25 protein-coding genes, 2 tRNA genes and 1 riboswitch are annotated in these 23,896 nt (G+C 49.2%); of the genes, 8 read left to right on the forward strand and 19 right to left on the reverse strand.

The features are described from left to right. Positions 1–24: 24 nt before the first annotated feature. The 4 genes from JOD01_RS10290 to JOD01_RS10305 form a co-directional block, all read right to left on the reverse strand. Complete coding sequence (locus JOD01_RS10290; RefSeq protein WP_204518234.1) at positions 25–1,752, reverse strand: GMC family oxidoreductase; 1,728 nt, start codon at positions 1,750–1,752, stop codon at positions 25–27. A gap of 48 nt (positions 1,753–1,800) precedes the next feature. Then, a complete protein-coding gene (locus JOD01_RS10295; protein ID WP_204518407.1) occupies positions 1,801–2,559 on the reverse strand; it encodes a gluconate 2-dehydrogenase subunit 3 family protein in 759 nt (252 codons plus the stop codon). Between the two features lie 332 nt (positions 2,560–2,891). Then, a complete protein-coding gene (gene abc-f / locus JOD01_RS10300) occupies positions 2,892–4,463 on the reverse strand; it encodes a ribosomal protection-like ABC-F family protein (protein ID WP_204518235.1) in 1,572 nt (523 codons plus the stop codon). Positions 4,464–4,849: 386 nt separating this feature from the next. Then, positions 4,850–5,575: a hypothetical protein gene (locus JOD01_RS10305; protein ID WP_204518236.1), complete on the reverse strand. Its 726-nt coding sequence runs from the start codon at positions 5,573–5,575 to the stop codon at positions 4,850–4,852. Positions 5,576–5,669: 94 nt separating this feature from the next. Here JOD01_RS10305 and JOD01_RS10310 point away from each other — a divergent pair, with 94 nt between their 5' ends. Then, positions 5,670–5,819, forward strand: coding sequence for a small acid-soluble spore protein P (locus tag JOD01_RS10310; protein ID WP_204518237.1), 150 nt, complete (start codon positions 5,670–5,672; stop codon positions 5,817–5,819). Between the two features lie 100 nt (positions 5,820–5,919). Then, entirely contained in the window at positions 5,920–6,660 is a 741-nt protein-coding gene (locus JOD01_RS10315) for a DUF5937 family protein (RefSeq protein ID WP_204518238.1), read from the forward strand. A 117-nt stretch (positions 6,661–6,777) separates the two neighbouring features. Here JOD01_RS10315 and lpdA read toward each other — a convergent pair whose 3' ends face one another. The 4 genes from lpdA to pdhA form a co-directional block, all read right to left on the reverse strand. After that, positions 6,778–8,190, reverse strand: a complete 1,413-nt coding sequence (gene lpdA / locus JOD01_RS10320; RefSeq protein ID WP_204518239.1) for a dihydrolipoyl dehydrogenase — start codon at positions 8,188–8,190, stop codon at positions 6,778–6,780. A 3-nt stretch (positions 8,191–8,193) separates the two neighbouring features. Beyond that, positions 8,194–9,561, reverse strand: coding sequence for a 2-oxo acid dehydrogenase subunit E2 (locus JOD01_RS10325; protein ID WP_204518240.1), 1,368 nt, complete (start codon positions 9,559–9,561; stop codon positions 8,194–8,196). Positions 9,562–9,643: 82 nt separating this feature from the next. Further along, entirely contained in the window at positions 9,644–10,624 is a 981-nt protein-coding gene (locus JOD01_RS10330; protein WP_204518241.1) for an alpha-ketoacid dehydrogenase subunit beta, read from the reverse strand. Positions 10,625–10,627: 3 nt separating this feature from the next. Beyond that, positions 10,628–11,713 (reverse strand): pyruvate dehydrogenase (acetyl-transferring) E1 component subunit alpha, encoded by a 1,086-nt coding sequence (gene pdhA / locus JOD01_RS10335; RefSeq protein WP_204518242.1) that lies wholly within the window; start codon positions 11,711–11,713, stop codon positions 10,628–10,630. A 234-nt stretch (positions 11,714–11,947) separates the two neighbouring features. Here pdhA and JOD01_RS10340 point away from each other — a divergent pair, with 234 nt between their 5' ends. Next, positions 11,948–12,682, forward strand: a complete 735-nt coding sequence (locus JOD01_RS10340) for an alpha/beta hydrolase (protein WP_204518243.1) — start codon at positions 11,948–11,950, stop codon at positions 12,680–12,682. Positions 12,683–12,688: 6 nt separating this feature from the next. Here JOD01_RS10340 and JOD01_RS10345 read toward each other — a convergent pair whose 3' ends face one another. Further along, complete coding sequence (locus JOD01_RS10345) at positions 12,689–12,883, reverse strand: hypothetical protein (protein WP_204518244.1); 195 nt, start codon at positions 12,881–12,883, stop codon at positions 12,689–12,691. Positions 12,884–13,066: 183 nt separating this feature from the next. Further along, a riboswitch (Lysine riboswitch) is annotated at positions 13,067–13,249 on the forward strand. Between the two features lie 91 nt (positions 13,250–13,340). Between JOD01_RS10345 and JOD01_RS10350 the strand changes: the two genes are divergently transcribed. Beyond that, a complete protein-coding gene (locus JOD01_RS10350; RefSeq protein WP_204518245.1) occupies positions 13,341–14,774 on the forward strand; it encodes an amino acid permease in 1,434 nt (477 codons plus the stop codon). Between the two features lie 165 nt (positions 14,775–14,939). On the opposite strand, the gene JOD01_RS10355 is transcribed toward JOD01_RS10350, so the two are convergent. After that, a tRNA-Thr gene (locus tag JOD01_RS10355) sits at positions 14,940–15,012 on the reverse strand. Positions 15,013–15,048: 36 nt separating this feature from the next. After that, positions 15,049–15,141 (reverse strand) — tRNA-Ser (locus JOD01_RS10360). A gap of 79 nt (positions 15,142–15,220) precedes the next feature. Here JOD01_RS10360 and JOD01_RS10365 point away from each other — a divergent pair. Both JOD01_RS10365 and JOD01_RS10370 read left to right on the forward strand, forming a co-directional pair. Then, a complete protein-coding gene (locus JOD01_RS10365) occupies positions 15,221–15,364 on the forward strand; it encodes a hypothetical protein (RefSeq protein ID WP_204518246.1) in 144 nt (47 codons plus the stop codon). A gap of 267 nt (positions 15,365–15,631) precedes the next feature. Then, entirely contained in the window at positions 15,632–15,934 is a 303-nt protein-coding gene (locus JOD01_RS10370) for a HesB/IscA family protein (protein ID WP_204518247.1), read from the forward strand. 58 nt (positions 15,935–15,992) lie between these two features. Here the strand turns inward: JOD01_RS10370 and JOD01_RS10375 are convergent, their stop codons facing one another. The 5 genes from JOD01_RS10375 to JOD01_RS10395 all read right to left on the reverse strand — a co-directional run bounded on the left by JOD01_RS10375 (position 15,993) and on the right by JOD01_RS10395 (position 20,917). Then, entirely contained in the window at positions 15,993–18,248 is a 2,256-nt protein-coding gene (locus JOD01_RS10375; protein WP_204518248.1) for a UvrD-helicase domain-containing protein, read from the reverse strand. Between the two features lie 68 nt (positions 18,249–18,316). Further along, positions 18,317–18,691, reverse strand: a complete 375-nt coding sequence (crcB, locus tag JOD01_RS10380) for a fluoride efflux transporter CrcB (RefSeq protein ID WP_204518249.1) — start codon at positions 18,689–18,691, stop codon at positions 18,317–18,319. Positions 18,692–18,933: 242 nt separating this feature from the next. Continuing rightward, positions 18,934–19,170: a hypothetical protein gene (locus JOD01_RS10385; protein WP_204518250.1), complete on the reverse strand. Its 237-nt coding sequence runs from the start codon at positions 19,168–19,170 to the stop codon at positions 18,934–18,936. A gap of 135 nt (positions 19,171–19,305) precedes the next feature. Continuing rightward, positions 19,306–19,944, reverse strand: coding sequence for a flavin-containing monooxygenase (locus JOD01_RS10390; RefSeq protein ID WP_204518251.1), 639 nt, complete (start codon positions 19,942–19,944; stop codon positions 19,306–19,308). A gap of 43 nt (positions 19,945–19,987) precedes the next feature. After that, positions 19,988–20,917: an alpha/beta hydrolase gene (locus tag JOD01_RS10395; protein ID WP_204518252.1), complete on the reverse strand. Its 930-nt coding sequence runs from the start codon at positions 20,915–20,917 to the stop codon at positions 19,988–19,990. Positions 20,918–21,052: 135 nt separating this feature from the next. Here JOD01_RS10395 and JOD01_RS19990 point away from each other — a divergent pair, with 135 nt between their 5' ends. Further along, positions 21,053–21,748 (forward strand): LuxR C-terminal-related transcriptional regulator, encoded by a 696-nt coding sequence (locus JOD01_RS19990; RefSeq protein ID WP_204518253.1) that lies wholly within the window; start codon positions 21,053–21,055, stop codon positions 21,746–21,748. A gap of 141 nt (positions 21,749–21,889) precedes the next feature. On the opposite strand, the gene JOD01_RS10405 is transcribed toward JOD01_RS19990, so the two are convergent. Both JOD01_RS10405 and JOD01_RS10410 read right to left on the reverse strand, forming a co-directional pair. After that, positions 21,890–22,087, reverse strand: a complete 198-nt coding sequence (locus tag JOD01_RS10405; RefSeq protein ID WP_204518254.1) for a DUF896 domain-containing protein — start codon at positions 22,085–22,087, stop codon at positions 21,890–21,892. Between the two features lie 64 nt (positions 22,088–22,151). Next, the gene (locus JOD01_RS10410) at positions 22,152–22,505 is read right to left on the reverse strand and encodes a LysM peptidoglycan-binding domain-containing protein (RefSeq protein ID WP_204518255.1); all 354 of its coding nucleotides are present in this window, start codon (positions 22,503–22,505) and stop codon (positions 22,152–22,154) included. Between the two features lie 156 nt (positions 22,506–22,661). Here JOD01_RS10410 and lexA point away from each other — a divergent pair, with 156 nt between their 5' ends. After that, a complete protein-coding gene (lexA, locus tag JOD01_RS10415; protein WP_204518256.1) occupies positions 22,662–23,285 on the forward strand; it encodes a transcriptional repressor LexA in 624 nt (207 codons plus the stop codon). 44 nt (positions 23,286–23,329) lie between these two features. Here the strand turns inward: lexA and JOD01_RS10420 are convergent, their stop codons facing one another. Continuing rightward, complete coding sequence (locus JOD01_RS10420) at positions 23,330–23,815, reverse strand: DUF456 domain-containing protein (protein ID WP_204518257.1); 486 nt, start codon at positions 23,813–23,815, stop codon at positions 23,330–23,332. Between the last annotated feature and the right edge of the window lie 81 nt (positions 23,816–23,896).

A 23,896-nucleotide genomic window follows, 5' to 3' on the forward strand; every position in this document is an offset into this window, starting at 1 on the left:
GAAGTGCTTTTTATTATAGCTCGATTATACCAAGCTGCCGCCTTTTTCACGATATTTCAAGATACCTTCAGCTGCACGGTAAGCAAGAGCTGCCACGGTAGCAGTTGGGTTGTATCCGGAGTTGTGCTGGAAGTTTCCTGCACCGACAACGAATACGTTTTCTGCATCCCACATTTGCAGCCACGGGTTTACTACAGACATGGACGGATCGTTACCCATCGTGGTACCGCCGTTCATATGGGTGGATTGGTAATTGCGGATATCGTAATCTTTAACGTTTTTACCGCCTTGGTTTACTTTGTTTGCACCCATCGCTTTCATAATTTCTGCCGCTTTTTCACCCATGAATTTGGACAGGGCCCGGTCTTGTTCTTTCCAGTTGAACGTCATGCGCAACAATGGATCGCCCACTGCATCTTTGTATGTTGGATCGAGATCCAGGTAGTTGTCGCGGAACGGCAAGGAAGCACCTTGAGCTTTAATGACCAATGTGCTGTTTGCATATTTGAGCGATTGTTTCTTGAAGTCTTCGCCCCATGCAGGTGTGCCTTCTGGAACATGGTTGTTCAAGATTGGACGGTCACCCAATTGGGTAATGTGGATTGTCGCACCATGCAAGAAGTTCAGGTCGCTATGGTCAAAACGCAAACCGTTGAAGTCGTCAATTTGCGCACCCAATGCACCTGCACCAGCATACAGGTTGAACTCTTTGTCATCAAAGAAGCCATAAGCGTTACCCAGGTACACTTGGTAGGTGTAGTTACGGCCCACTACCCCTTTGCCTGTTGTCGGGTCATACGGTACACCCAGTTTGGACAAAAGCAACAGACGAGTATTTTCGATAACATAGGTCGTTACAACGACGACATCCGCTTCTTGGATGAATTCTTCGCCTGTTTTCAGGTCGACATACAATACGCCGGATGCTTTGCCGTCTTTGTGCAAAATGCGAGTGACTTGCGAATAAGTCCGCAGCTCAAAATTGCCTGTTTTTTGTGCAACCGGAATAACGGTTACAACCGGGTCAGCTTTCGCACCGAATTCACAGCCAAAACGCTCACAAAATGCGCAATATTGGCAAGCTGCACGAGCGATGCCGTCCGGGTTGGTGTATTGTTGCGACAAGTTGGAAGAAGGCATATGGTATGGATGATAACCCAATTTGGTAGCCGCTTCTTTAAACATTTTTGTAACCGGTGTTTCTTTCATTGGCGGGTTTGGATAGTCTTTTTTCCGTTTCACCGCTGCCGGGTGAGGGTCTTGTTCACCGGAAACCCCTGCCATTGCTTCCCATTTTTCGAAGTATGGCTCGATTTCATCCCAGGTGATTCCCCAGTCTTCAACCTGCATACCTTCTGGCATTTTTTTCTCGCCGTATTTCTTGATGATTTCCGATTTCAATTGGAAATCTTCCGGCAAGAAACGATACGTTTGACCATTCCAGTGCATACCAGAACCGCCCAAACCTTCCCCGATCAAGAAAGAACCCCATTCACGGTAAGGCAACGCACGTTTTTTCATATCGTGACGGAAGGTCACGGTTCTGCCGTTGGCCATGTCAGCCATTGATTCATAGCGTTGCGAATACCGCAATTCATCGTGAGACATGAAGTAATCGGCTGTCGTCCGTGGTTTCCCTTTCTCCAAACCTACTACTTTCAATCCCGCTTTTGTCAGTTCAGAGGAGATGATACCTCCACCCCAACCTACACCGACAACGACCACATCTACTTTTGGTAATGTCTTAGCCATTTACAAGTTCCTTCCTTCTATTATGTTAAGTACATCAGCTGAAAGCAATTACATCATGTGTTTGTTCAAACTTTCAGGTTGGATCTCAACAAATTTGTCCTGGTCAACCACTTTAGCGTACTGAGATGTATTCGCACCTGGATATTTTTTCATTTTCCAGCCTTGCATATCTTTGTTACCACCGTACATCGGATCGGCATAAACGCCCTCGATTGTCGCTTGTTTCAACAGTCTAAAGAAGTAGCTGGCAGGAGCCGTTCCGTGCAATTTTACTTTGTCTGCTTCAACATCTTGCAAAATTGCGATTTGCTCTTCTTTCGCCAACTCGTCAAACTTTTTCTGATAGCGGCTTTGCGCTTCATTGCGCAGCAATTCGATACCAGACACGAATACTTCATTGCGTTTCATCCGGGTTTGATATCCTTGTTCTGGAACCGCTTCCGTTTCATAGAAAGGACCCACATGGTATTCTTTTACGTTATTTCCCCACGCACCGGCCAGCTGATGGTCGATATAGTAAGCAACACCGAGAGCTTTCGCGCCGGGGCCTTCTTCCGTTTCCGGATAGATCCGTTCAGCTGCAGCTTCGATGACTTTCAAGTCATTCGGATCAGTGAAAAACATCATGGCACTCGTATATTGAACGGATTGTTCCACGACTTTCTCCGTTTCTTTCTCGACCACTTGTTTGCCACCAATTAGATTACCAACAATTCCGCCAACGATTGCAGTTCCTGCCAGAGCTGCACCCGTTTTGACGAAATTACGTCTGGATGGATTCGAAACAGCTTTGTCTTTTTCTGACATCCTGTCCACTCCTTTTATGATGAATAAATCGATACAACCACAGAGAATGCAGAAAAAAAAGAAGAATAATCGTTGCATTCCCTGCTATCGATTCTGTTTGGCCAGAGTAGATAGCAGGAAGTGCAAGCAAACGCGAGGACGACAGCGCAAATTTTCACCAACATTAAAAATTATATTTAATATCTTTTTAATAATCAAGGAAAAATTTCTGCAAAAGTGCATAGTTTTTACCTTTGTTAAATAAAATCGAAACTTTACTTTTATTTACATCAAACAAAAAAAGCTAACATCCATTACAGATGTTAGCCAGCAGTCAATCGAACCCGCTTTCCTTATGCCCGAATTGTAGACTTCGGTTGTTTTTGACTCCACTCTTCCACGTTCCAAACCTTCGTTACCCAATCTTCATAGAATTCCGGTTCGTGGCAAACGAGCAAAATCGTCCCTTTAAATTCTTTGAGGGAGCGTTTTAATTCTTCCTTGGCTACTACGTCCAAGTGGTTGGTCGGTTCGTCAAACAAGATCCAGTTCGTTTCTCGCTGCAGCAATTTGCACAACCGGACTTTAGCTTGTTCCCCACCCGAAAGAGCGGTCATGGAGCGATTGATGTGTTCATTTTTCAGCCCGCAACGAGCCAGTGCGCCGCGAACCTCGTGGTTGTTTAAATGAGGAAATTCATTCCAGACCTCATCCAAAGCCGTAATATTTTTCGGTTTGACTTCTTGTTCAAAATAAGCCGGATAGAGGAAGTCTCCCCGTTCCAGTTTGCCGCCCAACGGCGGGATCAGGCCCAAAATCGTTTTCAGAAGCGTCGATTTCCCTACACCGTTCATCCCGACGATTGCTACCTTGTCGCCGCGTTCGAGACTCATTGTCAGTTTTGGCATCAACGGTTTGCCGTAGCCGATTTCCAGGTCTTCCGCTTCGAATACAAATCGGCTGCTCGCCCGCGCTTCTTTGAAAATAAAAGTCGGCTTCGGAGCAACTTCCGGTTTATCGATTCGGTCGATTTTATCCAGCTGCTTTTGCCGGCTCTTGGCCCGCCCGGAAGTAGAAGCGCGCGCCTTGTTGCGGGCGATGAAATCTTCCATTTTGGAAATTTCCTCTTGCTGCTTCTCATAGGCGTCAAAATGCTGGGAGCGTCTTGTTTCCGACTGTGCCAAAAAAGATTCGTAATTGCCCGTGTAACGTGTCAGCTTTGTAAACTCCAGATGATAAATGACGTTGACCACTTCGTTCATAAAGGAAGTATCATGGGAAATCAAAATAAAAGCATACGGATATTCCTTCAGATAGTTTTTCAGCCAGGAGATATGTTCTTCATCCAAATAGTTGGTCGGCTCGTCGAGCAGCAAGACGGAAGGTTTTTGCAGCAGCAATTTGGCCAGCAATACTTTTGTGCGCTGTCCCCCAGACAAGGAGGCGACATCCCGATCCAATCCAATTGCGCTCAACCCAAGGGCATTGCCGATTTCCTCCACCTTGGCGTCGATCAGATAAAATCCGTTCGCATCCAGTCGATCTTGAATTTCCCCCATCCGTTCCAACAATTGATCGAGCTCTTCCGGAGACGCATCCGCCATTTTTTCGGCAATCTCCAGATTTTCCTGTTCCAATTGGAGCAACGGCAAAAAAGCGTCTTTCAATACGTCGCGGATCGTTTTGCCTGCTTCCAGCTTGGTATGCTGATCCAAATATCCATATTCCACCTTCGGCATCCATTCAATCCGTCCGCCATCAGGAATTAATTGACGCGTCAAAATACTCATTAAAGTTGATTTTCCAGTACCATTGGCCCCAACGAGACCGACCCGCTCTGCCGGCTGCAGCCGAAATGAAACGTCGCGAAACAATACGCGATCGGCGAAACCGTGTGACAGGTTTTCTACAATTAAAACACTCATTTGGTTCCTCCCCTGAAAATACATGCTTCCTCTCATTCTAGTTGATTTTAACGAAAAAGGAAATCGGAAAGTTGAGGTCTTGTTTTCATAATATATGTTATGTAAACTTTTTGGTCCTACGTGCAAAAAGGCCGTTTCTCCCTGCCCGAACGACTTGCGAACCAAAACCAGCAAGCGACGCAGGCGGGAAAGCAACAGTGCCGCTTTGCATCGCTGTCAAGCAAGCATCATCAGCTTTACGCTGCTGCCCCGGCATCGTCTTGGGCAATCTTGTTTGCTGCCCTGCGGGTAAAGAATCGAGTCGGGCTTAGGAGAACGGCCGTTTGTGCCACGAAAGCATCAGCGTGTTGTCAACAATAATCGGGCGACGCATCCGCAAGCAAGCGTCATTTTTTCTGCTCCGCTTGTGTCATCAAATATCGCATCGCCTCTTCGTTTTGCTTCATATCCTCCACTTTGCTTCCGTAGAGCAGATCGTACTTGGTCAGCATCGCGATCAGGTTGCCTTGCGGATTGCGTGCGACCAACAGTGAAATTTTGTTGGCAAAATCATAGTATTCGACCGCGTTGTCTATTTCGCGTACCGGTTTCCCGTATATTTTTTTAACATCTTCCAACGTGGCTGTACGCTCAACCATCTTTTTCGCCAAACCTTCGCGCAATGGATAAACAGGTGCGGCTACAAGATAGGCGTTATCTCCTGTTGTGAAATAAAACGGATAAGGCTGCTCACTTGCTTCACCGGTAAAAGGATTCACCTTGAACGTAGCCATCAGTTCTGGCAGCTTGGGAGCGTCTTTGCCTTTTTCCAATAATTGATAGCGAAACAGGGAATTGACCTGTTTTTTGCTTACGGGCTCCCCATAAGCTTTGATCATGTCGGCATAAGTGGTTTTGCCGATTTCCAATTTCGGATTCATCACCAATTCTTTGCTTAAATCAACGGTTTCTGTCGCCGGCTTCGCCGCAGCTGCATCGGGTTGCTGGGCCTGCGCCGCTTGATTGCCTTTCGTCGTCGTTGCTGCCGGAGAATTTTGATTGGCGCAGCCTCCAGCCAATAACAAGGCGCACGCCAACGCTCCGACAATCCATCTGCTTTTCTGTTTGCTCATCTGTAATCCTCTCCTCCCTCATAGAATACCAATAATTCCTGCGGTTAGTCATCCCTATACAGGAAATACTAGAATTGAAAGGAGATGGGTTGTGATGCGCAAAGAAGATTTGCTCCCGGAAAATCCCCATGAAACGTATAACAATCAGTATGAACCAATGGAGCAAACCGGCGAACCACTCCCTGGTTCAAAAAAGGTAAAACAAAACAATCACTCTCGTCAGGTGAAAACACGTGAAGGTTAGGGGACAATCCCCTAACCTCTTTTATTTTTTGGCGGCGATGATTGAATTGTCCCAATTTCCTGCGTATGATGAAAGGAGTATGCGCTTGGGGGTATTTTCCATGATCTTGGATTTATCTGATCTCACAGATTTGCGACAGAAAGTTTCTTACGGGGTCTCCCCGCTGTTTGAACTCGCCACAAGTCTTTACGTTTTGGCACAGCCGGCTCGCCACGAACCTCATGCCGGCTGGGTTGCCAATAGTTTGCAAATATTGCGAAAAGAACGGCTCCTGGCAGAGTGGCACTATTTATTCCCGTTATTCCAGCAGAGTGTACCGGCGTTATTTTACCCGCAGCTAACCGAGCGTGCAATGAGCGTCGATGAGCAATATGACTACCTCGTCAACATTGATACCGGTTCCTTCCTCGCTTCATTGCCCAGCGAATTGCTGCAGCCAACCTTATCGGTTCCGATCAGTTCCTTGCCGACTGACATACAAAGCGATCCGGAAGCGGTTAAATGCCGCTTGATTCTGTTTCTGTCCAGCTATTGGCAGCTGCTGTTCCAACGAAAGTGGGAGAGACTTGCCCCGCGTTTTTTGCAGGAAGCGGAAGCGATCGAGCAGGCACTGGGCGATATTGAGCAATTGACACAGCTTCTGCGCACCATTTTGCCCGTATTCCGGGACGAGCATTGCCTTTGTTTTGCCGATAAGACAGAACCGGAGCGCCGCCGTTCTTTACACAAATTAACGCTGTACCCCAGTCTATTTTTCACCCACGCTCCTCAACTGACGGCCTGTCAGGAGACGTTGCTGCTTCTCTACAACTGCGAACAACGAACCCAACCGCTCGGGTAACAAGCCTTGCTGGTGATTTCCAGCAAGGCTTTTCTCCCAAACGAAACCGGAAAAAAGCAAAAAGGCAAGCGCATTTGCTTGCCTTTTCCCATTGCGTAGTGTGCTGAAAACCAGCTGTTATTTTACGACGATATGAATCGGATTGCCCAAAGCGACTTCAGCCGCTTCCATCGTTGCTTCACCCAAGGTTGGATGGGCATGAATCGTTAACGCGATATCTTCCAGCGTAGCGCCCATTTCGATCGCCAAGCCGAGTTCAGCGACGATGTTGGAAGCTTCCGGTCCAACGATTTGCGCACCCAGGACGAGTCCCGTTGCTTTTTCGGCAATCACTTTTACAAAACCTTCTCCGGCATTAACCGACAGCGCCCGGCCATTCGCCGCAAACGGGAAGCGCCCGGATACATAATCGATGCCTTTTTCTTTCGCTTCTTTTTCATTCAGGCCGACGCTGGCAATCTCCGGATCCGAGAAAACAACGGCAGGAATCGCTTTGTAATCGACTTCGGACGGATGACCGGCAATCGCTTCCGCCGCCACTTTTCCTTCATAAGAAGCTTTGTGTGCCAACGCAGGTCCGGCAACGATATCACCGATCGCATATACGTTCGGCAAATTGGTCCGGCCCTGTTTGTCCACGACGACCAGACCGCGCTCCGTCAGATTGATTCCCACTTCGCGCAAGCCCAGCTCATCGGTGTTCGGACGACGGCCAACGGTCACCAGCACATACTCCGCTTCAAACGATTTTTGCTCGCCGTTGACTTCCGCTTTGACAATTACGCCGTTTGCCGTTTCTTCCATTCCTTGAGCCAGAGCTTTGGTGTTGATGTCCACACCGAGTTTTTTCAGTTTCCGGTCAACCAGACGGGTCATTTCCGGTTCAAAGCCAGGCAAAATTTGCTCGGAACCTTCCAATACGGTTACTTTGGTGCCGAATTTGGCAAAAACCGTTCCCAGCTCAATTCCGATGTAGCCGCCACCGATAACGACCAGGCTTTTCGGAAGTTCGGTCAGCGCCAACGCTTCCGTCGAGGAAAGCACGCGCGGGCCAAACGGGAACGCCGGCAGTTCGATCGGACGCGATCCGCTGGCGATGATGCAATGATTGAAGCGATAACGGTTCACATCATATCCGTGGAAGACGCGAACTTCGTTTTCACTGACGAACAGCGCCTCGCCCTCGATCACTTGAATTTTGTTGCCTTTAAACAGTTGGCTGACTCCGCCGGTCAACTGTTTTACGACCCCTGCTTTCCATTCCTGCACTTTGGCCATGTCAACTTTGACGTTTTCCATCGTGATCCCCATCGCAGAGGTGTGTTGAGCATGCTCATATGTGTGTGCCGCATGAATCATCGCCTTGGAAGGAATGCAGCCGACATTCAAGCATACTCCGCCAACATTCCCCTTCTCCACGACGGTCACGCTTTTCCCCAGCTGTGCGGCGCGAATGGCCGCAACATAGCCGCCTGGGCCAGCGCCGATCACAAGCACGTCTACTTCTGTCGTAAATTCACCTACAACCATTTTTTATCCCTCCATCAATAAAAGTGTGGGATTTTCAAGCAACTGTTTCACATAATTCATAAACCGTTGTGCCGGATCTCCGTCAATGACACGGTGGTCAATGCTCAGCGACAAAGACAGAACAGGAGCCACCACGATTTCTCCATTTTTCACAACAGGTTTCTCCTGAATCCGACCAACACCGAGGATGGCCACTTCCGGATAATTGATAATCGGCGTAAAGAACATGCCGCCCGCCGAACCAATGTTGGTGATGCTGAAAGTGGAGCCTTTCAATTCATCTGCCGTCGCTTTGCGATCACGTGCTTTCGCAGCCAGTTGCGCAATTTCGCCGGAAATATCGAAAATCGATTTGCGATCGGCACCCTTCACGACCGGAACGAGCAATCCTTCTTCGGTCGAGGTCGCAATGCCGATATTGTAGTATTTCTTGTAAATCACTTCTTGTTTTTCATCATCAACCGACGCATTCAGTTCCGGGAACTTTTTCAGCCCGGCCACGACCGCCTTCACGATAAACGGCAAGTAAGTCAGCTTCAAGCCTCTTTCCTCTGCCAACGGTTTGCCTTCTTTGCGCAAGGCAACCAGTCCGGTCGCATCCACCTCGTCGAACAACGTTACATGCGGTGCCGTGTATGCGGATTTGACCATCGCCTTGGCAATCGCCTTGCGAATACCTTTCAACGGTACGCGCTCTTCCGCTTCGCCGGCAGTCAGCGTCACTGTTGCAGCAGGTGCAGCTGTTGCCGCCGCGGTTGCTTCAGGCGCTTCGGCAGCTTGTGCGTTTACAGCCGGAACAGCAACTGCGCCGCCAGCAAGGAAACGATCGACGTCCTCACGGGTAATCCGCCCCAATTTGCCTGTCCCCGGCACGAGCGCCAGTTGCACGCCTTTTTCACGCGCGTACTTGCGAACCGAAGGAGTGGCCAACACATGAGCGCGGTCAACGGGCGCTGCCGCCGCAACAGGTTGTGCCGCTGCCAACGGTGTATCCAGCGATTGGTTGGCATTGGCGCTCACTTGTGCGCCGATATCGCAGCCAGGTTCAACAGCCGCTTCCGCTTTTGCCGGTTCGGCAGCAGGCGCGGCGCTTTCACCGTGTCCATGATCCGGCAGATTGGGAATTTCCCCTTCTGCGTCAAATACGATCAACGGATCGCCGACAACGCAAACTGTCCCTTCGGTCACTTTCAGTTCCAATACAGTCCCTTTCACCGGAGAGGGGACTTCTACAACCGCTTTATCATTTTGCACTTCCATAATGACCTGGTCTTCTTCCACTTTGTCACCTGGCTTGACGTGCCACTTGACGATTTCGCCTTCGTGAATTCCCTCGCCAAGTTCCGGGAGTTTAAATACGAACTGACTCACTCACATTCCCTCCTATTCCTGTTCCAAACGAACTTTTCACGCCAAAAGAAGGCGGAAAGCGTACTCTCCGCCGTGTCTTTTCTTAGAAATCAAGGACTTGTGTCAAAGCATCGACCACACGTTTGACATCTGGCAGCCAGATATCCTCCGCTTGGGCAAATGGATATACCGTATCAGGAGCTGTTACCCGCAGAACCGGCGCTTCCAGATGCAAGATCGCTTTCTCGTTGATTTGCGCGATGATTTCCGCGGCCACACCAGCCGAACGCTGTGCTTCCTGCACCACAATCGCCCGGTTTGTTTTCTTCACGGAAGCGAGCACGGTATCCATATCAAGCGGATTGACGGTGCGCAGGTCAATCACTTCTACCTTGGCGCCACGCATTTTTTCCAATTCTTCCGCCGCTTTCAAACTGGTATGAACCATTGCGCCATAAGTAATAATCGTGACGTCGCCGCCTTCACGAACGACGTTTGCTTTACCGAGCGGAATGGTATAATCGCCTTCCGGTACTTCCGCGCGGAACGAACGGTACAGTTTCATATGTTCGAGGAAAATGACCGGATCATTGTCGCGAATAGCCGACAACAGCAATCCTTTCGCATCGTACGGACCGGATGGAATCACCACTTTTACCCCAGGCGTTTGCAAGAACAGACCTTCCAAAGAATCTGCATGCAATTCTGGCGTTTTTACCCCGCCCCCAAATGGAGAGCGGAACGTGATCGGGCTGTGATAACGTCCGCCGGAACGGTAACGCATCCGTGCCGCCTGGGAAGCGACCATGTCAAACACTTCAAAGACAAAGCCGAAGAATTGAATTTCCGCAACCGGGCGGAACCCGTTGATACTCAGTCCTACCGCCAGACCGCCAATACCCGATTCGGCCAACGGTGTATCAAATACGCGGGATTCGCCAAATTCCGCTTGCAATCCATCGGTTACGCGGAATACCCCGCCGTTTTTCCCTACGTCTTCACCAAAAACCAATACTTTTTCATCACGCGCCAATTCGAGACGAAGCGCGTCATTAATAGCTTGAGCCATTGTCATCTGTGCCATGGACTATTTCGACTCCTTCGCTAGATATTCTGCCTTCTGCTCTTCTAGTCCCGGAGGCAGTGTTTCGTACATCACGTCAATCAAATCGGACACTTTCATTTTCGGATATTCATCCGCTTTTTTAATCGCATCGGCAACCGCCTGTTTCGCTTCTTCGATGGTTGCTTCCTCGTCTTTTTCGCTCCACAGCCCTTTGGTTTCCAGGAATTTGCGGAAACGGATCAATGGATCGCGTTGTTCCCATTCGCCTTGCTCTTCACCGGTACGATAGCGGGTTGGGTCGTCGCCGGCCATCGTATGCGGACCATACCGGTAGGTGAGCGCTTCGATCAGCGTAGCACCTTCGCCGTTCAAACCGCGTTCTCTCGCTTCTTGCGTCGCCTTGATCACGGCCAAAACGTCCATTCCGTCGATGCGCGTGCTGGCGATCCCTGCTGCTTGCGCTTTTACGGCAATATTGGCAGCCGCGGTTTGTTTCTCAAACGGTACCGAGATCGCATACCCGTTGTTTTGCGAGAAGAAAATAACAGGCAGTTTGTAAACACCGGCAAAGTTGATCCCTTCATAGAAATCCCCTTGCGAGGTAGCTCCGTCGCCAAAATACGTAATTGCCACGCGTTTCTCGTTACGCAGCTTGAAGCCCATGGCGACACCTGTCGATTGGGCGCATTGGGAAGCAATAATAATCTGCGGCATCAATACGTTGACATCTTCCGGAATTTGTCCGCCGTGAAGATGTCCGCGAGAATACAAGAAAGCTTGATACATTGGATAGCCATGCCATACCATTTGCGGAATATCGCGGTAGCTTGGCAAGATGAAGTCTTCTTTTGCAATGGCAAATTCGGAGCCGATCATCGTTGCTTCTTGTCCAGCAACCGGTGCGTAAAAGCCCAGGCGCCCTTGACGGTTTAAGCTGATCGCCCGTTGATCCCATACGCGGGTAAAGACCATGCGGCGCATAATTTCACGCAGTTGTTCGTCAGTAAGCTCAGGCATCAAGTCAGGACGTACGACAGTGCCATCTTCCGCCAAGATTTGCAATGGCTCCTGGTTGCCTGCTTGTTCTACAGAAGTACTAACGCTCATCTTATTCACCTCTTTACTAGATTAAGAAACCAAAGGAAATACCCCGTTGGAATGAAAGTGTTTTCATTCCCGTATGCAAAATTCTGTTATACTGCAGTTTAAAAACTGTTTTACGTGTTACATTATTGATATAACAGGGTTTATTTCCACTCTGTTATCATTTATCATAAAATCTGTACCAGTTTTTTTCAAGGTTTTGTTTGTCAAAATTTGCTGTGTACGAGGTGTAAACTTATGTCTGATTATGTTAAACGAACGATTATCAAAGAAGAAGTGCCCAGCAACTATCTGGACAACCCCCGCTCTGTCAAAGTGTATTTGCCTCCCGGTTATAATGAATTGCTGTCATATCCCGCCATGTATTGCCAGGATGGCAACGATTTCTTCACGATGGGCCGAATCGCCACAATCGCCAATCAACTGATCCTGGAGGAAGGGCTCGAACCGATGATCATCGTCGGCGTTTCGGTGGAACGAAGCAAACGGACGAGCGAATATTCTCCGGTCGGTTCCCTTCACGCTGCCTATAAACGGTTTTTTGCGGAAGAACTTGTTCCTTATATAGAATCGGCTTACCCTGTCAGACGCACAGCTTCCGACCGCATACTTGCCGGGGATTCGCTTGGTGGAACGGTGTCCCTGCATCTATCGCTCGACTATCCCGAACTGTTCCCGAACGTTCTTTCGCTCTCGGGTGCTTTTTTGCAGCCAACGTTCGATGCCTTGTCTCATTGCGCAAACTTGTCCTGGCTGCATCTTTGGATGGTCATCGGTCTTGAGGAAACACAAGTGGAAACACATCTGGGGACATATGACTTTGTCGAGTGGAACAGGCTTTGCAAAACCATTCTGGCAGAAAAACAAGCGCAATTGCATTACCGGGAACGGCCGGGCAACCACACATGGGGCTTTTGGCAAAAAGAACTGCCTGACGCGTTGCGCCATTTTTTCCCTTCTCCGTTGCCCTGAACTCCGCTAACTCAACCCGTTGATTTCCCGAATTTGTTCATAGGGATAGTGTCTTCCGTCCGTCAGGTAGATGCCGTCCCTGGTTGCCTTCTCCACTTCGCCAGCTACCTGCTGTTCATCATGGAGGACAATATTCACCACTTTGCTTTCATCCCGTTGCATCTGCTTCCGCAATTCTGCGCGTTGCTCTTCGCTTAGCATATCATCCCTCTTTTCCAGATTGCTTAATTTTAGTATTTCTTTACTGTTTCGCGTTTAACCGTCGCAACTTTCACGACTGTCCATTCTGATTTTTCCAGTTGACGAGAGAACTTTGCTGCTGATATACTGGGCATCGTTATGCACATACGCTTTAATTAAATAAAGAAAAAGTCCTCATCATCTTGATGAGGTAGAGGTTGCGGTGATCATGAGTAACTGGCGTAAGGTGGAATAGCACCAATGACCGTCAGCGAAAGGGAGAACTGCCGAAGCTGGCAGCGAACTATTCAAGTTGCCTTGCTGGGGCTGCATCGAACAGGTGCAGGACTGCCACAGCGAAACAAGCTGTGGAGCGCTATCTTTTCAAGCGGGATGCGGACGTGTCAAAAACGCCGTGAATCTTTGCTTCACAGCGTTTTTTTGTTTTCATATGTTCATTTTTTTCAGGAGGCACATGATGAATCAGACAAACAAATGGGGTTTTTGGCTTCTTACCGCCTTTGTCGTTGGAAATATGGTAGGTTCCGGCATTTTTATGCTGCCAGGCACTTTGGCAAAAGCCGCCAGCCCGCTCGCTGTGCTCTTGGCCTGGTTGCTCACCGGCTTTGGCGTGCTGATGATCGCGTTGGTATTCGGGAATTTGTCGGTGCGCAAGCCGGAGTTGACGGCTGGTCCGCAAAGCTATGCGCGCGCGTTATTCGCTTCCCCTCGCTCGGGCCAACTGGCAGGCTATGGTATGGTCTGGGGCTATTGGGTAGCAAACTGGGCCGGCAACGTAGCGATCATTACGACCTTCGCTGGTTATTTGTCACAGTTTTTCCCGATTATGACCGACAAACAAATCTTGTTTACCATTGGCCAGTTTCCGATTGAATTGGGACGTTTGACCACGTTTCTCGTATGCACGGCCTTGCTGTGGGCGATTCATACGCTGTTGGTCCGCGGCTTGAATGGGGCCGGTAAATTAAGCTTTATTTCAGCCTTCACCAAAGTGTTAGGATTTGTTTTATTTATCGTCATCGCCCTGTTTTGTTTTAATCGGGCCAATATGGGCGCTTTTTACCAACCGATGGCGGACGAGCAAGGAGTTATGCAGCCGTTGTTCGGCCAAGTCAACATGGCGATGTTGTCAACGCTTTGGGCATTTGTCGGCATTGAGTCAGCGGTCGTTCTGTCCGGCCGGGCGCGCTCGCAAAGAGATGTCCGCAATGCCACCGTTGTCGGTCTGCTGATTGCCGTCCTCATCTATATCGGCATTACGATGCTGACGATGGGCGTACTGCCGATGGAACAGTTGCAAGCTTCCGACAAACCGTTAGTCGATGCGCTCAGCACTGTGATCGGTCCGGCAGGCGGTTCTCTCATGGCGATTTTGGCCATTGTTTCACTGACCGGTTCGTCTATCGGCTGGGTCTTGCTCGGGTCCGAACCGCCGTATCAGGCGGCAAAAAGCAAGATGTTTCCCGCGTTTTTCGCAAAGGTAAACAAAAAAGGCAGCCCGACCGGTTCGCTGACGGTAACGAACCTCATGTCACAACTATTTATTTTTTCCACCATCTCCGGCACGATCGCCGAAGCGTTTGACTTTGTGATTACCGTTGCTACCCTGGCTACCTTGTTGCCATATCTTGTTTCGGCGATTTACCAGGCAAAACTGGTCGTGACGGGGGAAACGTACTTGCAACAACCGACCAAACGGGCAATCGACGGGATGATCGCCTTGCTGGCAATCGTATTTTCCGTCTGGGTGATCAAAACCGGAACGGCCGACATGAAAACGATGCTTCTGGGTATCTGCCTGTATGTGGCTGGTTTCGTTCTCTATCCTCTGATGAATCCCAAACGGAAGAAAAACGCAGCTTCTACCGCAGACACCGCGGTCGAATCTTGATGGATACAGCAATCCGCGTCATGATGATGCGGATTGCTGTTTTTTTTTGCGAACAACTCGCCACGTTCAGAGCATACTGTTAAGCGCGACAGCCGGTATAAGTTGCAACAAAAAAAGCAGCCCCGCTTCATCGGAATAGAAGCAAAGCTGCATGTTTGTTTTCGATGCCGGCGATAGGACTTGAACCCACAACCCCCTGATTACAAGTCAGGTGCTCTACCAATTGAGCTACACCGGCCAGATCATTTCACAAATATATGCGTATGTATGGACATGGCGGATGGGGTGGGATTTGAACCCACGAGACGGTTCAACACCGCCTACACGATTTCCAATCGTGCTCCTTCGGCCACTCGGACACCCATCCCTATAAAAATCACAATTAGGAGTATACTATCTCTCATAAAAAAAGGCAATATTAATTTTCGCAATATAGAGGAGGTTATATGATGGAACCGTCGGAAACAGATTGCTCGCTATGGGATTACTTTGAACTGTATTTCGCACCGCGCGATGAAGAAATGCTTCACCCATTGCTCGATTGGGAACCCGCCGACCTCGCCGCCGAATCGCGTGTGATCCGGCTCTGATCGTTTCGCGCAAAAAAAACGCACATAACAACGGGGGTTGGAATGGCCAGAAACATTCAATGAGATGCATAAGGGGTAAGTTTGCGATTGGATGGTGCATTGCTTGATTGCAGGAAAACGCGGGTTCAGCCATCGCTTTTGAAGCAAGTATGCTGATATTTTCCGCCAACCGGTCGATCGGATGTATCACAATACTCTTTAAATTTGCATTGGCTTTTTATTCTTTGATAAGATGAGGATAAACTCTATGAAAGTAGGAATCCAGCGATGAAATGTAAAATTACGCGGAATGCCGCCAAACAACTATCCGAGATTTTGGCTCAAGAAGAAGACAAGGAATTGAAATTACGTATCTACGTTGCCCATAAACACGGTGATCACGCACATTACGGCCTTGCCTTGGACAAGCCGACGGAAGATGACGTCGTTGTCTCCACTGACAAAGACATTGACGTGATTTTGGAAAAAGACGAAGAACTGCTGGATGGGGTCATTGTCGATTATCTCTATGTGCCACAAGAAGGCTATGTCATTACCAATCCTTCCAAAGGAAATGACGGCAATCACTGATCGGTTCGCCGTTCCGCCAAAGACAAGAACGCAAAAAAAAGCGTGGGAGCCTGTTCTCTCACGCTTTTTTCCGTGTGCCTTCACTTTCCAAAGACAACCCTTGCAACAGCGGACTCAACCGACCTGCTATACAGGTGATCAGCAAGCGATGAACGGGGCGTGTCATTGCCACGTATAGCAGCTTGGCGTCCAGATCATGGAGTCCATAATGCTCATCATCGACGTCAAGCAAAATGACTGCGTCAAACTGTAGCCCTTTCGTCAAATAGGCTGGCATGATCATCAAGCCGCCTTCGTAATGCGTATCTTTATGACTGAGCAGCGTCAAGTCAGGCAGCATGCTGATCAGCGCTTTATGCGCTTTTTTGCTCTCCTCCATCGATTTGCCCACGATGGCGATCGTTTGCAGCCCTTCTCCGCGCAAACGATTGACCTGCTCGCCAATCTCTTGCCACAGCGCTTCTTTTGTCGCCTGCTGCAAGAGCAACGGCTGCTCCCCATGCCGCAAGACCGGTTTGGCCATCACCAGCTCCGGCAGTTTAATTTTCTCGAGGACGTGATTGGCACAGCGCATAATCTCCACCGTCGACCGATAGCTTTGCTCCAGTTTGTAAAAAGCCGCCCGCGGTTCCGCAAACACATCCTGCAGCAACTCATCCCAGTCATGCAGGCCGCGGTAAGCATGAATCCCTTGCGCAATATCACCGACAATCGTGACCGAATGGCGTTTGGCCATCATCGCGACCAGCATGATCTCCATCGCGCTCAAGTCTTGCGCTTCATCGATAACAGCGTGATCAAACTGCGCGGCTGTATCCAAGCCTTCAATCAGCTGCCGCAAATAAAGCAGCGCCGCCAAATCTTCCGGTTCAATCCGTTCCTTGCCCATGATCTCCGCATTTGACTCACAAACATCGCGGATCGTTTCATCGTCGATGCTGGTTGGAGCGAGTTTGCGAAGCAGCTCCGGTTCGGTCATGATCTGCCGATACAAGGGAAACACATCGAGCTGCGGCCAATCCGCCATGTATTTGGCCAAAACTTGTTCAATCAGTTTTTCAAACTTGGCTAATCCCTGTTTGTCCAAATCGATTTTCCGCTCGCGCAAATGACTGAACAGAAGTTTGTTCATTTCCTGCTTCAACTGTTTTCGCATCGCTTCCAGCCGACTGTTATAGGGCAGATGTTTCAGTTGTTCGGTAAAAATTTCCCGGATCTGACCGCCTTCAATCGTGAACACCTGATTGGTTCGTGAATAAATAAAACTGAGTTTTTTATACGGGATCTGTTTTTCCAACACATCTTGCAAATAATGGTCCAATGTTTGCTTGCAGGCAAACGATCCTTTGAAATGGAGACGCCGCCAAGCGATCGTACGCTCCCGTTCCGATTTGCCCGGCTCAAAAAAGAGCTGCAGCGGTTTTTGCGGATCGAGAATCCGCCAGCCTTTGGGCAAAATCGGTCTGACCAGCCGGGCAGCCCACTCGGCAAACGTCGATTGCTGCACATCCTCCACACCGAGTTCCGGCAAAACATCAGAGATATAATTCAGAAAAAGACGGTTCGGTGCAAAAACCATAAACCGTTTGGACGCCAACGTATCCTGGTAATTGTAAATCAGGTAGGAAAGCCGATGCAGCGCAATCGTCGTTTTGCCGCTCCCGGCAACTCCCTGGACGACCAATGGCTTATCTTTCTCCGCGCGGATAATTTCATTTTGTTCCGCCTGGATGGTGGCAACAATATCTTTTAAACGGCTGTCATTGGTCTGATTTAAGCTGGAGGCCAAAAATTCATCGATAAAACCTTCATGGAGGAATTCGTCAGGCTGACCGACTTCCCGGTCGATCGTCTCTTTAAGCGCACCATCATAAATCCCGGTAATTTGCCCGTTCTCGATGGCAAAATTGCGCTTCAACTTTACTTCTCCTCTGACGATTCCCCTGGCCGTTCGATAAAAGGCATCTTTGCTTTCCCCGCTGTAAAACAGGCTGGCAATCGGCGCTCTCCAGTCAACGACGACCGTATCAAACGTATCGCTGCGCACAATTCCCCGCTTGCCGATATACACACTGTCCAACTCATAGGTTTCGTCTTTCAGAAAATCAATTCGTCCGAAGTATGGCTTCTCTCTGCCGTGATCCTCCAAATACTGCAGGTCTTTGACTTTTTTGTAGTTGACCACCTGTTTGACATAATCATCGGTCACTTGGCCAATATCTTCACGGAGCAGGTCAATTTCCTTGTCAACGACATGCAACGTTTCTTCCAGTTTCTTTTGTTCGGCCTCATATGCATGATGCTTCACCGCCACAGCGCGTCCCCCTTTCACAGGAGTATTTGATTTGCCGTTTCGCTCAACCGCATCGCAACGACATTCTCTTATCCTTGCGCGAACATTTGACGCGCTAACCATATGCCTAGCCAGGCCGCCGCCAATCCGAGCGCTACACTGCTGACAAGATACAGCAGTCCCCGCAGCCATTGCCCTTGCAGGATATAGGTTGTTGCTTCCAATGATAAAGTAGAAAAAGTCGTGAAACCGCCGAGCATCCCTGTTGTCAGCAGCAAATACAACTGGGGTGACCAACTCCCCTGCTCTTTGCCAATGACCATAAAAAAGCCGATCAAAAAGGAGCCGAGCACGTTGACGATCCATGTTCCCCAGGGCCATGCCGGCTGATTTGCCAGCAGACCCAACCCGTAACGCAGCACAGAACCAATCGCTCCGCCCGCCGCCACTGCCAACCAAGCCATTCTCATCCTCTCCTTTTGCCGATCAGGCTTGTACAGCCACCTTTCGCTTAAATGGCTGTTCCGCTGCCTCTATTACGAATCGAATACCATGACCTTCCATATTTTAAGGGATCGCCGTTGATTGTTCAACCGGTTCCCACTTGGAAGCTGGGCACCGGCTCATGCCCGCAAATAAAAAAACCATAACGCATTCGTTGCTCCCGCTGACCGGAGGAAACGGATGGTTATGGACGACAAGCATTTTATTCAGTTTGGTTCTTTTCAGTTCCAGCCTGCAGTGAATCAAGAAAGGCGTCTACGGAATCATCCAGCAAACGTTCCCGCCGGGGGTCTTCATTCACGTCGCTGTCTACTTCCAGATCCCCTTGATTGGTCTCATATGTATCTTCCGCTTGTTCGGTAATATACGGCGTATCCATATTTTGTTTGGTGGTAAACAGACGGAGCGGGATGTTTTCTCTATCCTGTTTCTCGTTCATGGTGTCCCCCTGTTACGGACAAAGTGTCCTGCATTTGATCCGATATCCCTATTGTGCAGCAATTTGACAAATTTATGTGTATGGGATGAGACCGAACGCCTGAATATATGCAATCCAGGCGTTCTTCCTTTTTTTTCAGGTTGCGGTTCGCTGAAACACAACCAGCTGCGCTGCCTGTTCGGCAATGACCGGAATAGCTTGAACGCCGCTCGATCCTGTCCCGATCACCCCAACGCGTTTCCCTGTGAAATTGACGGGTTCGTGCGGCCAATGGCCAGTGTGGTACCACTCGCCGCGAAAGCTCTCCAATCCCGGGATATTGGGGATATGTGACGCCGAGATACAGCCGACGCCGGAGATCAAGTATGTGGCGCAAACACAGGAACCGGCATCTGTGTAAATGTGCCACCTGTTGCTCTCCTCTTGAAAATGAGCTGCGGTGATCCGCGTCTGAAACTGAATATCTTTGCGCAAATCAAACTTGTCGGCGACGAAATTGAGATAACGGAGAATTTCAGGTTGCGCCGGAAACCTCGACGACCACGTCCATTCTTTGTAAAGCTCCTCCGAAAACGTGTAATTGTAATAGATGCTTTCCGAATCGCAACGAGCGCCCGGGTAACGGTTCCAGTACCAAACACCGCCGACACCGCCACCAGCCTCGTAAGCATGTGTCGTGAAGCCCGCTTCCCGCAACCGGTATAACATATACAATCCGGAAAACCCCGCTCCAATTACCACTGCATCAAAATGCGCTTGCGGAGAAATTGTCATAACTCGCAGCCTCCTTGAATGAAATTCCTTCCTTGTCCGATAATCACATCGTCTGTTTAAGAAATTGCGCGATTTTGCCTACGGTCTGCTTGATTCGCTCCGGGAATACAGCCATGTTGGTGAAATAACCGTGAATCAGTCCGTGTTCGTAACTCGTTTCCACCTGCACCCCTGCTTGTTGTAAACGTTCGGCATAAGCCAATCCTTCATCCCGCAGCACATCGTTTTCTGCCACAATGATCAGAGCGGGGGGCAACTGGCCGAGATCTTCGGCGAGCAATGGCGCGATATATTTGTCTTGTCGATCGGCTTCCGTCCGAATATAGTGACTTCCAAACCAAACCATCAACGCTTTATCCAGACCGTACCCGCTCTGGAATTGTTCATAGGACGGCGTATCATAGCCCAAATTTGTGACCGGATAGACCAAAATTTGCGCCGCGATCGCCGGCCCCTTTTGGTCCCGTGCGATCATCGCTGCGACTGCCGCCAAATTGCCGCCCGCACTGTCACCGCCAACAGCAATTTTGTGAGCGTTTCCATTTAATGAGGCAGCATTTTGTTCCACCCATTTCAACGCTTCATAAGAATCGCGGACCGGAATCGGATATTTGTATTCCGGAGCAAGCCGGTAGTCAACCGAAACGACAACACTGCCCGTCAAGTTGGCGATCTGCCGGCAGGTGGCATCGGCAGTCTCAAGATTACCAATCACCCAGCCCCCGCCATGGTAATACACAAACAGCGGAAACGGTCCTTCTCCTTCCGGTGTGTAAATCCGGATTTTGATTTGCGCATTATCGTCGACAACGATCATTCGATCCTCAATGTTGGCAACCGAAGCCAACTCCACTTCGACCGTTGGAGTCTGTGCCAGTAAATTTCGGACAGCCTCCGGTTCGAGTGTATGCAAGGCTGGCATTTGGTAAAACAGTTCCAAATAATTTACCGCTTTCGGATCGAGGTTGGCCATAACCATCTTCCTTTCGTTGCCTAATTTTTTCCTGCTTCAGTAAAGCAGGTTTGATGTTTTCAGCATATAATTTTTTAAGTCTTTTGCGTATTCCGCATTTCGTCGGCGTACGCTCCTACAAAAGGAGGTAGTCGGGTGACCTCTCCGTACACCATCCAACAGCACATCGGCAAAATTGAAAACAGTCCCAGTCACGAAGACTTGTTGTACAATATTCTCGCAGTCTATATGGAGCTTTTTCCGGTCTCCAATTCACTCTTGTTTCGTTTTTCTCCTTTAGGCTATTTAGGCGAAGGGATTATCTCCTTAACCGCTTCCGGATTGGTATGTATTGGAGACATCCGCGATGATATCCGGACGCTCCCGATCATTTTCAGCGCCATTCTCGAGCGGAAGGCGAAATATTGCAGCGCGATTGACTCATTCCGGCAAACCAGCAGTAAATATGTATTGTCCTCCTCGATTAATTCACTTATCGTCGTGCCGATTTGCTCCGAATCTTTTGTAAGCGGATACATTATCAGTACGGAAGTTCCAAAGAACGCCGCTTTTGATGAACGATTGGTCAATGCTCTGACTCATTACGGCCAACTCGTCGGGAAAGCATTGGAAAAAACAAAGGGCGCGATGGATTCACAACATTTAAGCAAGCGGGAACTGGAGGTGATGAAAAAAGTTGCCTGGGGGGAAAGTACCAAGGAAATGGCCCAGTCGATGCATCTCAGTGAGGTGACGGTTAAACAGTACGTCAACTCAGCGATCAAAAAACTGAATGCGAAAAATCGTTCGCACGCCGTCGCCGAGCTTTTCCGCAAGGGGATTCTCCATTGACAAAGGGGACCAGCACATTGCGCTTTGGCGCGGATGAGGGTAACGCTCCGGGAGGTGATCAGGGCGAAACAGCCGACTCTTTACATACAAAAAGAGGCGCCCAAGGCACCTCTTCTAACGAACTATTAACAGTAAGCTATATTAGTGTTTCGGACCGTTATCCTCAAGGTCTTCCACATACTGAATCGAATCAAGACTCGCCTTCAACGATGCCTTCATTGCATCGATATATTTACGACGAAGCAGCTGTTGCTCAGCTTTTTCTTCCTCGCTTAAACCGACACCCTTGCTTTTCTTGGCCAGCTCATTTATCCGTTTGATTTCCGCTTCCGTTACCAAAAAATGACCTCCTCTCTAACATAGCCTTGATTATACCATAAGGCGCTGTCAGACGGACAGACTTTCACTCCAATGGAATTTTGATCGTTTGTCCCGGATAAATCAAAGGATCTTTCAGCTGGTTGAGCTCCTGAATCTCCACTATCAGATCGCGGAGATCGATTACTCCGTCAGGACGGTGGCTGGCTGCCAGCTTCCATAACGTATCGCCCGCCTGAACGGTCACTTCTGCTACTCGTCCCGGCTCCGTCCCTTCGGCTGCGAATACGATATCGGTTAACACATAAAAAAACAAAGAGCTGGCCAACAAAAGTAACAGAGCGAAACCTCTCGTAATCCCGACCCGTCCGGATCGCTTGCGCGGCTGTACCGATTGCTGAGAGTAGCGTCTTGCTGTATGTAAAAAGTTCGCTGTCATTGGTAATCCCCCTTGCAAACATACGTTCCTCTTGATGTTTTTATCATAATACGAACGTATGTTCATGTCAATTCTTTTTATCGAACTTATGTTTGTCGAACGCAAGATCCCATGGTATAATATAGAAAATGTGTGCGAGGAGAACGAGGTGTCATTATGTCTAAATTATCTAGCCGCCAACAATCCATCATTGATTTCATTCGTAAAGAAGTAAAGGACAAGGGGTATCCGCCTTCTGTGCGTGAGATCGGCGAGGCAGTCGGCCTTGCTTCCAGCTCGACGGTTCACGGGCATCTGGCTCGTCTGGAAAAAAAAGGATTGATCAGACGCGATCCAACCAAGCCGCGCGCCATCGAATTGCTGCAGCATGATGATCAAATGCAGGAAGAGTTTGAAACACCCGTAGTTCGCGTACCGGTCGTGGGGAAAGTAACCGCGGGACAACCTATCACCGCGATTGAGCAGGTAGAAGAATATTTTCCTTTGCCGGAGAGCATCGTAAGCACGGACAAAATTTATATGCTTCGCGTCTCAGGCGACAGTATGATCGAAGCGGGAATCCTCGATGGTGACTACGTGATTGTCCGACAGCAAAGCGTCGCCAATAACGGTGATATTGTCGTGGCGATGACTGACGAGGATGAAGCGACGGTCAAGCGGTTCTACAAGGAAAAGACTCACTTCCGGCTGCAACCGGAAAACTCCACCATGGAACCGATTATTCTCGATTCGGTCACGATTTTGGGCAAGGTCATCGGCGTTTACCGATTGATTCACTAAAAACAAAAGGCATACCGGAAGCCCGGTATGCCTTTTTTGCGCTGTTACATCGCGATAAAAAACCAAACAATCATCAACAGTTGGATGGCCACTTTCACAACCGCACTGCCGAGAAAAGCAATCAGCGAGCCAACGCCTACCTTTAACGCTTTCTCAAACGGCTGCTTTTGCACCCACATCTCGATCCCGATCACAATGAGAAACGGCAGCAAGATCATCCCAAACGGCGGGAACAGGAAAATGCCAAGGATGACGCCGGCCACGGCGCCCCACGAAGATAGTCTGGAGCCGCCGTACTTCTTGACAAAATACAGGTTGGTCAAAAAATCGGCAGCGAACAACAAGATGCTAAAGATGGCCATTCCCCACCAGAACGCAGCCGGCAGACCAGCGCCCGGATCGGCCAGCGCAAAATGATATAGCAAAAAGCCGGCCCACAGCAAGATCGTATCCGGCAAAAACGGCAAAAACACTCCCGCCAGACTTAAGAAAAACAGAGCGATGACAATACACCACAGTATAAACTCCATATCGGTTTCCCCTTTGCTGAATTCATTCCCTTTCCTTTTACGATTGAAGCAATCGGAGGTTTCGAAACTCTCCTCAACAAA

Origin of the sequence: Brevibacillus fulvus (assembly GCF_016908525.1) — a bacterium.
GTDB lineage: Bacteria > Bacillota > Bacilli > Brevibacillales > Brevibacillaceae > Brevibacillus_G > Brevibacillus_G fulvus.

Bases quoted from the DNA above. Each gene is read 5' to 3' on its own strand.
- JOD01_RS10290 (WP_204518234.1), bottom strand. From the start codon at position 1,752: ATGGCTAAGACATTACCAAAAGTAGATGTGGTCGTTGTCGGTGTAGGT.
- JOD01_RS10295 (WP_204518407.1), bottom strand. From the start codon at position 2,559: ATGTCAGAAAAAGACAAAGCTGTTTCGAATCCATCCAGACGTAATTTC.
- abc-f (WP_204518235.1), bottom strand. From the start codon at position 4,463: ATGAGTGTTTTAATTGTAGAAAACCTGTCACACGGTTTCGCCGATCGC.
- JOD01_RS10305 (WP_204518236.1), bottom strand. From the start codon at position 5,575: ATGAGCAAACAGAAAAGCAGATGGATTGTCGGAGCGTTGGCGTGCGCC.
- JOD01_RS10310 (WP_204518237.1), top strand. From the start codon at position 5,670: ATGCGCAAAGAAGATTTGCTCCCGGAAAATCCCCATGAAACGTATAAC.
- JOD01_RS10315 (WP_204518238.1), top strand. From the start codon at position 5,920: ATGATCTTGGATTTATCTGATCTCACAGATTTGCGACAGAAAGTTTCT.
- lpdA (WP_204518239.1), bottom strand. From the start codon at position 8,190: ATGGTTGTAGGTGAATTTACGACAGAAGTAGACGTGCTTGTGATCGGC.
- JOD01_RS10330 (WP_204518241.1), bottom strand. From the start codon at position 10,624: ATGGCACAGATGACAATGGCTCAAGCTATTAATGACGCGCTTCGTCTC.
- pdhA (WP_204518242.1), bottom strand. From the start codon at position 11,713: ATGAGCGTTAGTACTTCTGTAGAACAAGCAGGCAACCAGGAGCCATTG.
- JOD01_RS10340 (WP_204518243.1), top strand. From the start codon at position 11,948: ATGTCTGATTATGTTAAACGAACGATTATCAAAGAAGAAGTGCCCAGC.
- JOD01_RS10345 (WP_204518244.1), bottom strand. From the start codon at position 12,883: ATGCTAAGCGAAGAGCAACGCGCAGAATTGCGGAAGCAGATGCAACGG.
- JOD01_RS10350 (WP_204518245.1), top strand. From the start codon at position 13,341: ATGAATCAGACAAACAAATGGGGTTTTTGGCTTCTTACCGCCTTTGTC.
- JOD01_RS10365 (WP_204518246.1), top strand. From the start codon at position 15,221: ATGATGGAACCGTCGGAAACAGATTGCTCGCTATGGGATTACTTTGAA.
- JOD01_RS10370 (WP_204518247.1), top strand. From the start codon at position 15,632: ATGAAATGTAAAATTACGCGGAATGCCGCCAAACAACTATCCGAGATT.
- crcB (WP_204518249.1), bottom strand. From the start codon at position 18,691: ATGGCTTGGTTGGCAGTGGCGGCGGGCGGAGCGATTGGTTCTGTGCTG.
- JOD01_RS10385 (WP_204518250.1), bottom strand. From the start codon at position 19,170: ATGAACGAGAAACAGGATAGAGAAAACATCCCGCTCCGTCTGTTTACC.
- JOD01_RS10390 (WP_204518251.1), bottom strand. From the start codon at position 19,944: ATGACAATTTCTCCGCAAGCGCATTTTGATGCAGTGGTAATTGGAGCG.
- JOD01_RS10395 (WP_204518252.1), bottom strand. From the start codon at position 20,917: ATGGCCAACCTCGATCCGAAAGCGGTAAATTATTTGGAACTGTTTTAC.
- JOD01_RS10410 (WP_204518255.1), bottom strand. From the start codon at position 22,505: ATGACAGCGAACTTTTTACATACAGCAAGACGCTACTCTCAGCAATCG.
- lexA (WP_204518256.1), top strand. From the start codon at position 22,662: ATGTCTAAATTATCTAGCCGCCAACAATCCATCATTGATTTCATTCGT.
- JOD01_RS10420 (WP_204518257.1), bottom strand. From the start codon at position 23,815: ATGGAGTTTATACTGTGGTGTATTGTCATCGCTCTGTTTTTCTTAAGT.